We start from the raw sequence: 14354 nt of genomic DNA, 5'->3' as shown, positions 1-14354 counted from the left end.
CAGTCACCCTTGTCAGCTCACGAAGGTCCCGGGTATGCCTGCCGAAGCCGCAGAGTCGGTTTTTCCACAGCTCGAAGCTTTGCTCCCGCATGTGCAGAAGCCGATCCAGTACGTGGGCGGTGAGCTCAATTCCACCGTCAAGCCGTGGGAGAGTTCAGACGTCCGCTGGGCGCTCATGTACCCGGACGCCTACGAGGTCGGGCTCCCGAACCAGGGCGTCATGATCCTCTACGAGGTGCTGAACGAGCGCGAGGGCGTCCTCGCCGAGCGCACGTACAGCGTCTGGCCGGACATGGAAGCGCTGATGCGCGAGCACAAGGTGCCGCAGTTCACCGTGGACTCGCACCGGCCGCTCAAGGCGTTCGACGTGTTCGGGCTCTCCTTCTCCACCGAGCTCGGCTACACGAACATGCTCACGGCCCTGGACCTCGCCGGCATTCCGCTGGCGGCCAAGGACCGCACGATCGACGACCCGATCGTCCTCGCGGGCGGCCACGCGGCCTTCAACCCCGAGCCGATCGCCGAGTTCATCGACTGCGCCGTCATCGGTGACGGCGAGCAGGCCGTCCTCGACATGACGGAGATCATCCGCGCCTGGAAGGCCGAGGGGTGCCCCGGCGGCCGCGAGGAGGTGCTGTTCCGCCTCGCGAAGACGGGCGGTGTCTACGTCCCCGGGTTCTACGACGTCGAGTACCTGCCGGACGGCCGCATCGGCCGCGTCGTGCCGAACAGGTCCGGCGTGCCGTGGCGCGTCAGCAAGCACACCGTCATGGACCTCGACGAGTGGCCGTACCCGAAGCAGCCTCTCGTCCCGCTCGCCGAGACAGTCCACGAGCGGATGTCCGTCGAGATCTTCCGCGGCTGCACCCGCGGCTGTCGTTTCTGCCAGGCCGGCATGATCACGCGCCCCGTGCGGGAGCGAAGCATCACCGGCATCGGCGACATGGTCGAGAAGGGTCTCAAGGCGACCGGGTTCGAGGAGGTCGGCCTGCTCTCGCTGTCCTCCGCCGACCACTCCGAGATCGGTGACATCGCGAAGGGCCTCGCCGACCGGTACACCGAGGACAAGATCGGCCTGTCGCTGCCGTCGACCCGTGTGGACGCGTTCAACGTCGACCTGGCCAACGAGCTCACGCGCAACGGCCGCCGTTCCGGCCTGACCTTCGCCCCCGAGGGCGGCTCCGAGCGCATGCGCAAGGTCATCAACAAGATGGTCTCGGAAGAGGACCTCATCCGGACCGTCGCCACGGCGTACGGCAACGGCTGGCGTCAGGTGAAGCTGTACTTCATGGTCGGCCTGCCCACCGAGACCGACGAGGACGTCCTGCAGATCGCGGAGATGGCGGCGAACGTCATCGCCAAGGGCCGTGAGGTCGCGGGCAACGACATCCGCTGCACGGTCTCCATCGGCGGCTTCGTGCCCAAGCCGCACACACCGTTCCAGTGGGCCCCGCAGCTGTCGTCCGCCGAGACGGACGCCCGCCTGGGGAAGCTCCGCGACAAGATCCGCGGCGACAAGAAGTACGGCCGCTCCATCGGCTTCCGCTACCACGACGGCAAGCCCGGCATCGTCGAGGGCCTGCTCTCCCGCGGTGACCGCCGTATCGGCTCCGTCATCCGCGCGGTCTACGAGGACGGCGGCCGCTTCGACGGCTGGCGCGAGCACTTCAGCTACGACCGCTGGATGGCCTGCGCCGAGAAGACGCTGCCCGAGTTCGGTGTCGACGTCGACTGGTACACGACGCGTGAGCGCACGTACGAGGAGGTCCTGCCCTGGGACCACCTGGACTCCGGTCTCGACAAGGACTGGCTCTGGGAGGACTGGCAGGACTCGCTCGACGAGACCGAGGTCGAGGACTGCCGCTGGACGCCGTGCTTCGACTGTGGGGTGTGTCCGCAGATGGACACGCACATCCAGGTCGGCCCGACGGGCAAGAAGCTGCTGCCGCTGACGGTCGTCAAGTAGCGCACCAACAGTGGGAGTTGAGGGGCCGGGACGCCGTCATGGTGTCCCGGCCCCTCACTCATGTCAGGCCGTGATCGGCTTGTCGTCCACGCGGACGTGGTCGACCGCCCAGTACCAGTTGTTGCCCGCGTCGTACATGCGGAACTTCAGGGTGACCGTCTTCGCGCCCGCCGGGACCGGGAGTTCCTTCGTCACGAAGGTGTTCTCGGCGTCGTGGCCCGCGTTGTCGTTGCCCGTCGCGTCGGCGCTGTAGTGGAGGAGGCGCGTCTCCTCGCCCGTGTCGAAGACCGCCGTCACCGCCGCCTTCTGCGGGGCCTCCTGGCGGTAGTGCGAGTCGAAGGCCACGTACAGCTTCGACGTGCCGGACGGGACCGGGACCGCGGGGGAGACGAGCGTCGAGTCGAACGTGCCCTTCGACGACGGCGATCCTGTGTCGTCCCAGTCGTCCGGGTCGGCGACCGCGACGACGCCGAGCGCACGGCCGAAGCCGCCCCGGTCCTGACCCGCCGGTGACCAGGCCCGCTTGGTGTGGAACGTCCAGCCCTGGAGGCGGGCGGTGCCCTGCGGCATACCGGCCGCGTTCACCACGGACCAGCCCTTCGGGGCCTTCGCCGTCCAGCCGACGACCCCCGACACCGGCTCCAGCGAGTCCGCCACCGACTCGAAGTCCTCGCCGAGCAGATGGCCCGCCATGGACGGGGCGGTACGCGCCGAGACCTCGCCGTCGGCCAGGACGAACCGCTCGCCGGAGCGGGCCCGCGCCGTCACGAGCAGCCGGTACGCGGCCGCGCCCGACAGGTCGCCGGGGACCTGCACCTCCCACTCGGCGGTCACCGACGCGCCCGCCGCGAGCGAGGCCGGCGGCGCCGAAACCGCCTTCACCGCCCAGCCCTTGGGCACCACCGGGTGCGCCTCGATCTCGGACACGGGGCTCGTCGCGTCGAACCGCGCGCGGACGCGGGCGGCCTTGCCGGGAACCAGGATCGCCTCGTCGATCGTGGTCGACGCCGCCTCCAGGGACACCGTGACGCCGAGCGCGTCGGGCAGTCCCATCGCGGGGTCGGTGACGCCTTCGAGCTTGCCGGGGACCCGGCCCGCGTACCGGCGCAGGAAGCCGGGCTCGTCGCGCACGGTGACGGCCACGTCGTACCAGCCCTCGCGCGGCACGCGGATCCGGACGGTGCGGTGTGCGCCCGCGCCGACGCGGAACTCTCGGGTGCCGCCGCCGTAGGCGAGGTCGCCGACGAGGAACGTGCGGGCGGTGCGGGCGTGGTTGGTCACCTCGACGTCGGCGCCGCGGCCGTCGTCGGTGAGTTCCAGGTGCGCCTCGTATGTGCCCGCCGCGTCGCCGCGCAGATGCCACAGGGCGCCGTTCGGCCCGTGGACGCGCAGGTCGTAGCCGTTGTCGCCGGGGCTCCACACGTCGGACAGCTTCGACTTGGGGCCCAGCGTGTAGTGCTTGGGCGCGATACCGGGCTCGGGGTACACCGCGAGGACGGCGCCCTGGCGGCCGTGGTTGGCGAGGTCCAGAGTGACCTTGCCACCGCGCACGCGGGGCATGACCCGCAGGTCGTACGGGGTGGGGCGGGCGGTGCGGCTGCCGCGCTGCTGCTCGGGCAGGAGCTGCGGCTTGGGCACGGTGGGCGCGGGCAGCTTGCCGGTGTCGGTGACCTTCTGGCGGTTGCCGCTGGTGTCGGGCAGCGTGGGCCACGACGGGTTCTTGCCGGAGAAGTCGAAGACGTCGGTCAGGTCGCCGGTGATCTCGCGGCGCCAGGGGCTGATGTTGGGCTCGCGCACCCCGAAGCGCTTCTCCAGGAACTGGATGACGGACGTGTGGTCGCACACCGTCGACGCCACGGCGCCGCCGCGCGTCCATGGCGACACGACGATCATCGGTACGCGCATGCCGAGCCCGAGCGGGAAGGGCCCCGCGGCCTTCGTCTCACCGGCGGGCAGCGTGTCGGACCAGGTCAGCGACCCGTCGGCACCCTTCACGCGGTACTGGCCCCGCTGGTTGACGGGCCGGTAGAAGGTGGAGCCGCCCTTGCTGACCCGCACCACGACCTCGCCGTCGGGCGTCACGGTCGACCGGCCGCGGCCCTCGGCGACCGGCGGCACGGGCGCGACCAGGTGGTCGTAGAAGCCGCCGTGCTCGTCGTAGTTCAGGATGAACGCGGTCTTGGCGAAGACCTCCGGGTTGTCGGCGAGCGCGGACAGCAGACGCGCCGTCAGATCCTCGCCGTGCGGCGGCGCGTAGCTGGCGTGCTCGGACAGCGCGGCCGGCGCGACGAGCCAGGAGACCTGCGGCAGCGTGTCGTTCTTCACGTCCTCGGCGAACGCGGCGACCAGCGCGTCTCCCATCGCCCACGGGTCGTTCGTCTGCGCCGGGTTGCCGACCTTCTTCATGCCGCGCTCGTACAGCGACTCACCGGGCTTGGCCGCGCGGAAGGTGTTGAACCAGGCGAGCGCGTTGTCGTCGAAGTTCTCCTGCGCCTGGTACGTCTTCCAGCTGACGCCCGCCGCTTCGAGGCGCTCCGCGTAGGTCGTCCACTCGAAGCCGGGCTCCTGGTTGTCGACGACGGCGATGTCGCGCACCGTGCCGCCGCTGGTGCCGGTCATCAGGTGCTCGCGGTTGGGGTTGGTGCTGGTCTCGGTCGAGCAGTAGTAGTGGTCGCAGATGGTGAAGACCGAGGCGAGCGCGTTGTAGAACGGCATGTCGGCGGGCTCGTAGTAGCCCTGGCCGAGCCAGCCGCTGCCGCGCCGGGTGACGTAGCCGTCGGCCATGCCGTCGTTGCGGGCGTTCATCGAGTCGCCGAACCCGAAGGCGGCGGCGCCCTGCTGATAGGCGCTGGTGTGCGCGGCGTTCATCGCGAACGGCGCGAGCCAGCCCTCGGCGCGCGACGGGTCGGGCTGGTGGAACACGGGCCTGCCGTTGATCCCGCGCACGGCGGCGCGGTCACCGAACCCCCGTATCCCCTGCATCGTGCCGAAGTAGTGGTCGAACGACCGGTTCTCCTGCATGAACACCACGACGTGCTGGATGTCCTCCAGCGTGCCGGGCCTGCCCGGCGCGGCGAGCGCGGTGCGCAGGCTCAGCGGCAGCGCGGCCAGCACACCGGCGGCCGCGGCGCCGCCGATGAGGGTGCGGCGGGAGAGTTCGGGTCTGTCCTCGGGGTGCGGTGAGCTCGTGCTCATCGGGGGTGTCCTCCAACGTCCTTCTGCAGGCGGCCTGTTTGGCCCAGACCCGTTATGAATACGAGACAGAAGTGGCCGTGGCCAGAGGTGTGCGTGAAGTTCCCGTAACGCGGATCCGTATGCCGCGCTCCGGCGTCTTGGAAGGCATGGACTGGGAGAAGCGCCCGACGCCCGCGGAGCCCGAGGCCGCTGAACAGCCGCCCGAGGGCTGCCTCGTGGCCGCGATCCGCATCCCGGTGCGCATCGTCGTCCTGGTCCTCGTCGTACCGATCCGCCTGGCCTGGGACGCCGTCGCCGCCGGCGGCCGTGTCGTGTGGCGTGGTGGCCTGGTGCCCCTGGCCCGCGGGACCGGACGGCTGCTGCGCGCGGTGTTCGTGGCGCCGTGGGTGTGGCTCTGGGTGCGCGTACTGGCTCCGTCGGCGCGGGGCGTGGGCGCCGCGCTGGCGTGGCTGGGCAGGGCGCTGTTCGTGTGGCCGTGGGTGGCGTTGTGGAGGCGCGTGCTGGTTCCGGCCGGCCGGGGGCTCGCCGTCGCGCTGACCTGGACCGGCCAAGCGCTCTTCGTCCGGCCGTGGGTCGCGCTGTGGCGCTACGTCCTCGCGCCGGTCGGCCGCGGCGTGCGGGCCGTCGCGCTGTGGGTGTGGTGGAAGGGCGTCGTGGCCTCGGTCGCCTGGTGGTACCTCCGGGTGCTGACACCGGCCGGGCGCGGGATCGCGTGGCTGGCGCGGGGTGTGTGGACGGGCCTCGCTTTCGTGGGCCGAGGGATCGCGCGTCTCGCCTCCGTCGTCTGGGGCGGGGTTGTCGCGGTGGGGCGGGGGATCGGGTGGCTTTTGCGGGGGGCCGGGGCGGGTCTCGCCTCCGTGGGCCGGGGCGTCGCGCGCCTCGCCTCCGCCACCTGGGCCGGGATCGCCGCGGTCGGGCGCGCCCTGCGCGTGGGCGGTGTGTGGCTGCTGCGGGCGCTCTTCGTCTGGACGTGGGTGTGGCTGTACGCGCGCGTGCTCGTGCCTCTCGGCGGCGGGATCGCCTGGCTGGCGCGGGGCCTCGCGGCGGCGGGCCGCGCCCTGGGGGCAGGTTTCGCCGCACTGCTGCGCGCCCTCGTCGTCGTGCCCGCGGTGTGGCTCTACGCACACGCACTGACCCCACTCGGCTGTGGCGTCGCTCTCCTCGCGCGCGGCACGGCGACCGCCGTCGTCTGGCTCGCCAAGGCCCTCTTCGTCTGGCCCTGGGTCTGGTTCCACACCCGCGCACTCGCACCTGCCGGACGCGCAACTGCCTTTCTCTTCAAGCTGGTTGGGGCCCACCTCGCCCTCGCCGGCCGAGCGCTGGGCGCGGGCCTGGTGTGGCTCGGCCGAGGCGCGTGGTCCGGGCTCGCGTGGCTCGGGCGTGGCGTGTGGGCCGGTGTCGCATGGTTCGGGCGTGGGGTCTGGACCGTCGCCGTCACCCTCGTACGGTGGATCTTCGTCGTGCCCGCCGTCGCCCTCTGGCGCTGGGTACTCGTGCCCGTCGGGCGGGCGGTCGTCGTCCTCGTACGGGAGACCGGCGACGCGCTCGGGCACGCGTGGCGTGTTGCCGGACACATGTCACGGGCCGTCGGACGGTTCCTCGGCCGGCTCCTGCGGTGGATCTTCGTGGACCCCGTGCGCTGGGCGTACCGCAACGTGTGCACCCCGCTGGGACACCTCGTACGGGACTCCGTGTGGCGGCCCGCGGCCCGGGCGGTCAAGGACGCGGGACGCACCGCGCGCCAGGCCCTCACGGTCGCGCGCGAGAGCGTGCGCCAGGCCAGGGCCGACGTCCGCCGGGCGCTCTTCGGAGCAAAACGGGCGGAGCCCGAACCGCTGGTCGGGGACCGGCGGGAACCTGGCCCGCCTCAGGCACGTACTCTAGGTAGCAGTACGACCGTTCTCACGAAGGACTAGAACACTGGGCAAGCGACAGCCCGAAGGCCCGCCGCCCGCACTCGCGGTGCAGCGCATCCGACTGCGCTACACCAAGCGCGGCCGCCTCCGGTTCACCAGCCACCGTGACTTCCAGCGCGCCTTCGAGCGTGCGCTGCGCCGTGCCGAGGTGCCCATGGCGTACTCGGCGGGGTTCACGCCGCACCCGAAGGTGTCGTACGCCAATGCCGCACCCACCGGCACGGGCAGCGAAGCCGAGTATCTGGAGATCGCGCTCACCGAAGCGCGCGATCCGGACACGCTGCGCGAGCTCCTCGACGAGTCGCTCCCCACGGGGCTCGACATCATCGAGGCCGTCGAGTCCCGCACCTCGGGCCTCGCCGACCGGCTCACCGCATCGGTCTGGGAGCTGCGGCTCGACGGCGTCGACGCCGCTGAGGCCAAGGCCGCCGCGGACGCGTTCGTCGCGGCGGAGGCCGTCGAGGTCCAGCGAAGGACCAAGAACGGGATGCGGACGTTCGACGCCCGCGCCGCCGTCGTGAGCCTCGAGGCCGCCGAGGCCCCGCAGGCGAACGACGCCCAGGCTGATAGGCCGACCGACAAGGCCTGTGCGATACTGCGCCTGGTTGTTCGGCACGTGACGCCTGCCGTTCGACCCGACGACGTTCTGTCCGGTCTCCGAGCTGTGGCCGACCTGGCGCCGCCGGTCCCCGCAGCGGTGACCAGGCTGGCGCAGGGGCTTTTCGATGAAGAGACCGGCACGGTGACCGACCCGCTCGCGCCCGACCGCGAGGCAGTCGAGGCCGCACCTCCCGCAAGCGGGGGGAGCGCCGCAGCTGCCGCCGCGACGGCGCCGGTGCCAGGTTCCGCGTAAGGACGGTCGTCGAAGCGCCGCCCTCGTACTCGGGAGCCACCTGGGTCGGGCAGCGCACGAACCCAAGGACTTTCGCCAGGCCGTACGCACACATGGCGTACGGAACCGGCGAGAACAGACAGAGAGTTCCCGTGCGGCGCCCGCGCCCCGGACGGCGGCACCGCGCATGAATGCGCGAGCCGCGGACGTCACCGGACCAGGCGCGGCGCCCGGGAGCCTGACGGGAGATCCACCCGCATGCTCGAGCCGACCGAACCCACTGAGACGTCATCGTCCGTGGGAACCGACAACAACAGCCCCAGCGACACCCTGCCGCCGCGCCGCCGGCGCCGTGCGGCCTCGCGCCCCGCGGGCCCGCCCACGGGTGCCGCCGCCGACACCGCCCCGGCCGTGAAGGCCGCGGCCGAGCCCGTCGCCGACGAGGCCGAAGAGACAGAGGCAGGCGCGGCCGCCGCCGAGGCGCCCGCGCAGGACGCCGCACCCGCCGGGCGCCCGCGCCGGCGTGCCACCCGCCGCGCCTCAGCGCCCGCCGGCGCACCCAAGACTCCCGACGCGGCTGAGAGCGCCGAGGCCGAGGCCGAGCCCGCTGCCGTCGCGCCCGCCGTGGCCGCGGAGGAGCCCGCCGCCGAGCCGGAGGCCGCGCCCGCCGGGCGTACCCGCCGCCGTGCCACGCGCCGCTCCACCGCCCCCGCCGGCGCGCCCGAGCAGGCCGAGCCCGTGGCCGCCGCCGAGCCCGCCGCGACGGAGACCCCGAAGTCGGAGGCACCCAAGACCGAGGCTTCCAAGACCGAGGCACCCAAGACCGAGGCTTCCAAGACCGAGGCCCCCGCCGCCGCGTCCGACGAGGACGCCGAAGGCGGGCGCCGCCCCCGCCGCCGCGCCACCCGCAAGGCCGCGGTCGGCTTCTCCGAGCCCGCGCAGCGCTCCGCCAAGAAGGCCGCCGCGCGCGCCGCCGCCGAGCCCGCCGCCGACGAGACCAAGGGCACGAAGGGCTCGCGCCGTCCCGCGCGGCCGTCCGTCGCCGTCTTCCAGGCGCCGGTCTTCGCCGAGCCGATGTTCCAGACCCCGGAGCGCGCCGCCGCAGCGGCCGCCGCCGAGGCCGCGGTGGAGGAGGAGCCGGTCGAGGCCGAGGCTCCCGTCGAGGCCGTGACCGTGGCCGATGTGGTCGCGGAGGAGACGCCCCGCCGTCGCCGTCGCCGTGGCCGCGCCGCCGAGGAGCAGCCCGCCGCCCCGGCCGCCGAGCCGCAGCGGCCCGCCGCCGTCGAGGAGCCGGTCGAGGCCGAGGACGCCGAGGGCGAGCAGGACCACGAGGACCACGACGAGCAGGGCGACCGCCCCACGCGCCGTCGGCGCCGTGGTGGCCGTCGGCGCCGTCGCGGTGACTCCGCGGACGCCGAGTCCGACGAGCAGACCGACGAAGAGACCGAGCCCACCGACGAGGGCGCCGAGCACACCGACGAGAGCGATGAGGCCGACGAGGCCGACGAGCACGAGGAGTCAGGCCCGTCCGGCTCCAGCAGCAGCCGTCGCCGCCGTCGCCGTCGTCGCCGCGCGGGTGACGCCTCCACCGACGGCGAGCCGGGCGACAGCGACCCCGAGCGCACGGTCGTGAAGGTCCGCGAGCCCCGTAAGCAGGAGGAGCGGGGCACCGGCGCCGACGAGGTGCAGTCCATCAAGGGCTCGACGCGTCTCGAGGCGAAGAAGCAGCGCCGCCGCGAGGGCCGCGAGCAGGGCCGCCGGCGTGTGCCGATCATCACCGAGGCCGAGTTCCTGGCCCGCCGCGAGGCCGTCGAGCGCGTCATGGTCGTCCGCCAGCACGGCGAGCGCACCCAGATCGGCGTGCTCGAGGACGACATCCTCGTCGAGCACTACGTCAACAAGGAGCAGTCGACCTCGTACGTCGGCAACGTGTACCTGGGCAAGGTCCAGAACGTGCTGCCGTCCATGGAGGCCGCCTTCATCGACATCGGCAAGGGCCGCAACGCCGTGCTCTACGCCGGTGAGGTCAACTTCGAGGCGCTCGGCATGGCCAACGGGCCGCGCCGCATCGAGACCGCCCTCAAGTCCGGCCAGTCCGTCCTCGTGCAGGTCACCAAGGACCCGATCGGCCACAAGGGCGCCCGCCTGACCAGCCAGGTCTCGCTGCCCGGCCGCTACCTGGTCTACGTCCCCGAGGGGTCGATGACCGGCATCAGCCGCAAGCTGCCCGACACCGAGCGCGCGCGTCTGAAGACCATCCTCAAGAAGATCGTCCCCGAGGACGCGGGCGTCATCGTGCGCACCGCCGCCGAGGGCGCGAGCGAGGAGGAGCTGAGCCGCGACGTCGAGCGTCTGCAGGCCCAGTGGGAGGAGATCCAGAAGAAGTCGAAGCAGATCTCGACGAGCTCGCCGAGCCTGCTGTACGGCGAGCCGGACATGACGGTCCGCGTCGTGCGCGACATCTTCAACGAGGACTTCTCCAAGGTCATCGTCAGCGGTGACGAGGGGTGGGACACCATCCACGGATACGTCAACCACGTGGCGCCCGACCTGGCCGACCGCCTCTCGAAGTGGACCTCCGAGGTCGACGTCTTCGCGACGTACCGGATCGACGAGCAGCTCGCCAAGGCGCTCGACCGCAAGGTCTGGCTGCCCAGCGGCGGCTCGCTGGTGATCGACAAGACCGAGGCGATGATCGTCGTCGACGTCAACACCGGCAAGTTCACCGGCCAGGGCGGCAACCTCGAAGAGACCGTGACGAGGAACAACCTCGAAGCGGCCGAGGAGATCGTGCGCCAGCTGCGCCTGCGTGACCTCGGCGGCATCGTCGTCATCGACTTCATCGACATGGTCCTGGAGTCCAACAGGGACCTGGTCCTGCGCCGGCTCCTCGAGTGCCTGGGCCGTGACCGGACGAAGCACCAGGTGGCCGAGGTCACCTCGCTCGGCCTGGTCCAGATGACCCGTAAGCGCGTGGGCCAGGGCCTCCTGGAGTCCTTCTCCGAGACCTGCGTCCACTGCAACGGCCGCGGTGTCATCGTCCACATGGAGCAGCCCACCTCCGCCGGTGGCGGCGGCAAGCGCAAGAAGCGCAGCCGTGGCGGCAACGGCGCGGAGCTCGTGCACGAGCACGACCACGAGGCGGCGCTGGAGACGGAGGTGGAGACCGAGGCGGAGGTCGCCGCCGAGGTCGCGGCCCCGGTCGCGCTGGCCGAGCCCGAGTTCGTGCCCGACGAGGAGCTGTACAGCAGCCCCGCCGAGGCGGAGGCCGCGGCTCGTGGTGGCCGTTCTCGCCGTCGGGCTACCCGCAGGGCGTCGGCTCCGGCCGGCGCGCCCAAGGGCGAGGCGGCCCCGAAGGAGGCCGCCAAGGTGGAGGCCCCGCAGGTCGAGGCTCCCCAGGCTGAGGCCCCGCAGGCCGAGGCGGAGCCCGTCGTGGCCGAGCCGGTCGTGGCGGAGCCCGCCCCGGTCGAGGAAGCCGCTCCCAAGGGGCGTACGCGCCGCCGGGCGACCCGTAAGGCGACGGCCCCGGCCGGTTCGCCGAAGGCCGCCGCCGAGGCCGAGGCCGAGGTGACCGTCACGGCGCCCGCCAAGCCCGAGGCGGAGCCCGTCGTGGCCGAGGAGCCCAAGGCCGCTGAGGCCGAGGAGAAGGCCGAGGCGCCCGTCGAGAGCGCGGCTCCGGCCCGCCCGCGTCGCCGCGCCGTCCGCAAGGCCACCGCGCCCACCGCGTCCGAGGAGACGGCCGTCGTGGTCGTCCCGTCGGCCACGGAGGCGCAGGCCGAGCCGGAGCAGGCCGAGTCCGAGGCCGCCGAGGAGGCGCCCGCCGCCAAGAAGACGGCCCGTAAGACGGCCAAGAAGGCGACGGCGAAGAAGGCCGCCACCAAGAAGACCGCGGCCAAGAAGACGGTCGCGAAGAAGACGACGGCCAAGAAGGCGGCGACCAAGACCGCCGCCAAGAAGGCGACCGCGAAGAAGACCGTGGCGGCCGAGCAGCAGGCTCAGCCGTCCGTCTCCGCCGCGGCCGACGAGGCCTGAGCAACGCGGTAGATCCGGATCCGACGCCCCCGAGCCGCACTACGCGGAACGGGGGCGTCGGCGTGTCGCAGGTCACGTAACTCCGACTGGACGCACCCTGCTCTTGGAGAGCGGCCAACTACCTGTAAAACTCATGGAGTCGCACGAGTGAACATGAACGATCACGCGGCCGCGCGTTGGGGAGAACACGCGGCCCGTGGAACTGGGGAGGGGTAGCAATGGCGCACGCGCGCCTGAGAGGCACGGGCCGTCACCGTGCCGTGAAGCCGGCCAAGGGCGGCAGACAGGCCGTGGCAATCGCCACGGTCCTCTCGGCGGCCGGGATCCAGGCCACCGCGTCCGTGGGGACCGCCGCCGCGGACACCCCCACGTGGACCGAGGGGCCGATCTTCAACGACCCGCACGGCACCACGGACCAGCAGTACGCGATCCGCACCAGGCTGATCCAGCTGACGAACGCGGCGCTGCCCGGTTCGGTGATCAAGGTCGCGGTCTACCACGTGTGGGAGCAGTCGGTCGTCGACGCGCTCGTCGCGGCCAAGAACCGCGGCGTGAACGTGCAGATACTGCTCGACGAGTCCAGCGTCAGCGACCGCCCCACCAACACCTCGTACGCCTCGCTGAAGGCCGCCCTGGGCACCAGCAGGACGAGCCCGTCCTTCGTGACGCTCTGCCCGGCGCACAAGTCCTGCCTGGGCGATCCCAAGTACGGCCAGTCGATCATGCACAACAAGTTCTGGCTGTTCTCCGCGGTCGAGGGCGCCACGAACGTCGTCGTGCAGACCACGTCGAACTCGACGCCGTCGGCGCACACGAAGTTCTACAACGACGCGCTGATGCTGCCGAACAACGGCGTGATGTACGAGGCGTACTCGGACTACTTCACGGACATGACCGGCAAGAGCTGGTCGACGTGGGACTACCGCACCGTCAGCAACGGCCTGTACAAGGCGTATTTCTTCCCGCGGGCCGGCACGGTCAACGAGTCCGACACGATGTACTCGGTCCTCAACAACGTCGCCTGCTCCTACAAGGACCCGGTGACCGGCGCCGCGAAGAAGACCGTCATCCGGGCCGCGATCTTCAAGGTCACCCGCAAGCAGATCGCCGACAAGCTGGTCTCGCTGAAGAAGCAGGGCTGCACCGTCAGCCTCATGTACGCGGAGACCGACAGCGCCAAGAGCCTGGGCGGCCCCAAGGGGACGTGGGAGGCGCTGCACGCCACCGGCGGGCCCTCGCTGCGCTGCCTCAACGACGACCGGGACCCGCTGAACCCCGGCAAGAAGCTCACGACGCCGTACATCATCCACTCGAAGTACCTGCTGGTGGACGGCATGTACGACGGCAAGCGGAACAAGATCACCTTTACCGGGTCGCAGAACTACACGGGCCCCGCGCTGCGCGAGAACGACGAGGCGATCGTCAAGGTCGACGACGACTCCGTGCACGACGCCTACCGCGACCACTTCAACCGGGTGTGGAACGTCGCCTGGCCCGGCACGGCCGACGCCACGGACCTGTGCAAGGGCGTGAAGCCGCTGCCGCAGGACGGTGAGAAGCCGCCCGCGTAGCCCGCGCGCACCCGGCGGGAGGGGGCCGGTTTGACCCTTTCGGCGGGTGACCCGTAACCTTGACCGTCGGCGTCTGTTGAGCGCCGCACCCCTGAGCACCTCACCTCCCGGTCCGCCGGGGGAGGCCGCTCGTCCAATCCGGAACATCATGGGCCCTCGGGCACGTGTGAGCGGCTGGCTTCAGGGGTTTCGTTCCGAGCGAGAGAGAGATCCGCGTGTACGCCATCGTGCGCAGCGGTGGTCGTCAGCACAAGGTTGCTGTCGACGACATCGTTGAGGTTGACAAGATTTCCACTGCCAAGGTTGGCGACACCGTAGAGCTCTCTACGCTGCTCGTTGTCGACGGCGACGCTGTGACCAGCGACCCGTGGGTGCTGGCCGGCATCAAGGTGCAGGCCGAGGTCGTGGACCACCACAAGGGTGCCAAGATCGACATCCTTCGGTACAAGAACAAGACCGGCTACCGCCGTCGTCAGGGTCACCGCCAGCAGTACACGGCGATCAAGATCACCGGCATCCCCGCGGCTGCGAAGTAAGGGACTGAGACAAGATGGCACACAAGAAGGGCGCATCGTCCACTCGGAACGGGCGCGATTCCAATGCTCAGCGGCTCGGTGTGAAGCGCTTCGGCGGTCAGACCGTCAACGCCGGTGAGATCCTGGTCCGCCAGCGTGGCACCCACTTCCACCCCGGCACGGGCGTCGGTCGCGGTGGCGACGACACCCTGTTCGCGCTGAACGCCGGTGCGGTGGAGTTCGGTACGCACCGCGGCCGCAAGGTCGTGAACATCGTTCCGGTCGCCTGAAACCCCTAGTTCCTAGGACTCAGGCTCCGTAGAGCGT

At 71.5% G+C, this 14354-nt stretch carries 8 protein-coding genes; 7 read left to right on the top strand and 1 reads right to left on the bottom strand.

Going from position 1 to position 14354, the window contains the following annotated elements; genetic code table 11:
• Positions 1-34 precede the first annotated feature (34 nt).
• Positions 35-1966, top strand: a complete 1932-nt coding sequence (locus ACWFR4_RS15960) for a TIGR03960 family B12-binding radical SAM protein (RefSeq protein ID WP_453463519.1) — start codon at positions 35-37, stop codon at positions 1964-1966.
• A 63-nt stretch (positions 1967-2029) separates the two neighbouring features.
• Here the strand turns inward: ACWFR4_RS15960 and ACWFR4_RS15955 are convergent, their stop codons facing one another.
• Positions 2030-5161, bottom strand: a complete 3132-nt coding sequence (locus ACWFR4_RS15955) for a phosphocholine-specific phospholipase C (protein WP_453652914.1) — start codon at positions 5159-5161, stop codon at positions 2030-2032.
• Between the two features lie 146 nt (positions 5162-5307).
• On the opposite strand from ACWFR4_RS15955, the gene ACWFR4_RS15950 reads away from it, so the two are divergent.
• From ACWFR4_RS15950 to rpmA, 6 genes are all read left to right on the top strand, one after another.
• The gene (locus ACWFR4_RS15950; protein ID WP_453652912.1) at positions 5308-7077 is read left to right on the top strand and encodes a hypothetical protein; all 1770 of its coding nucleotides are present in this window, start codon (positions 5308-5310) and stop codon (positions 7075-7077) included.
• Positions 7078-7123: 46 nt separating this feature from the next.
• Entirely contained in the window at positions 7124-7930 is an 807-nt protein-coding gene (locus tag ACWFR4_RS15945) for a TIGR03936 family radical SAM-associated protein (protein WP_116513004.1), read from the top strand.
• A gap of 237 nt (positions 7931-8167) precedes the next feature.
• A complete protein-coding gene (locus ACWFR4_RS15940) occupies positions 8168-11941 on the top strand; it encodes an Rne/Rng family ribonuclease (RefSeq protein ID WP_453652910.1) in 3774 nt (1257 codons plus the stop codon).
• A 218-nt stretch (positions 11942-12159) separates the two neighbouring features.
• Positions 12160-13512, top strand: a complete 1353-nt coding sequence (locus ACWFR4_RS15935) for a phospholipase D-like domain-containing protein (RefSeq protein ID WP_453652908.1) — start codon at positions 12160-12162, stop codon at positions 13510-13512.
• A gap of 215 nt (positions 13513-13727) precedes the next feature.
• The gene (gene rplU / locus ACWFR4_RS15930; protein ID WP_116513007.1) at positions 13728-14048 is read left to right on the top strand and encodes a 50S ribosomal protein L21; all 321 of its coding nucleotides are present in this window, start codon (positions 13728-13730) and stop codon (positions 14046-14048) included.
• A gap of 14 nt (positions 14049-14062) precedes the next feature.
• Complete coding sequence (rpmA, locus tag ACWFR4_RS15925; RefSeq protein WP_100594223.1) at positions 14063-14317, top strand: 50S ribosomal protein L27; 255 nt, start codon at positions 14063-14065, stop codon at positions 14315-14317.
• Positions 14318-14354: the final 37 nt, after the last annotated feature.

This window comes from Streptomyces sp. NPDC055140, assembly GCF_053607285.1.
Note: the sequence above shows the minus strand (reverse complement) of the source record. Positions and strands in the feature narration are given on the sequence as shown.

Excerpts from the sequence above, each read along its gene's own strand:
- ACWFR4_RS15960 (WP_453463519.1), top strand. The coding sequence starts at position 35 with ATGCCTGCCGAAGCCGCAGAGTCGGTTTTTCCACAGCTCGAAGCTTTG.
- ACWFR4_RS15955 (WP_453652914.1), bottom strand. The coding sequence starts at position 5,161 with ATGAGCACGAGCTCACCGCACCCCGAGGACAGACCCGAACTCTCCCGC.
- ACWFR4_RS15950 (WP_453652912.1), top strand. The coding sequence starts at position 5,308 with ATGGACTGGGAGAAGCGCCCGACGCCCGCGGAGCCCGAGGCCGCTGAA.
- ACWFR4_RS15940 (WP_453652910.1), top strand. The coding sequence starts at position 8,168 with ATGCTCGAGCCGACCGAACCCACTGAGACGTCATCGTCCGTGGGAACC.
- ACWFR4_RS15935 (WP_453652908.1), top strand. The coding sequence starts at position 12,160 with ATGGCGCACGCGCGCCTGAGAGGCACGGGCCGTCACCGTGCCGTGAAG.
- rpmA (WP_100594223.1), top strand. The coding sequence starts at position 14,063 with ATGGCACACAAGAAGGGCGCATCGTCCACTCGGAACGGGCGCGATTCC.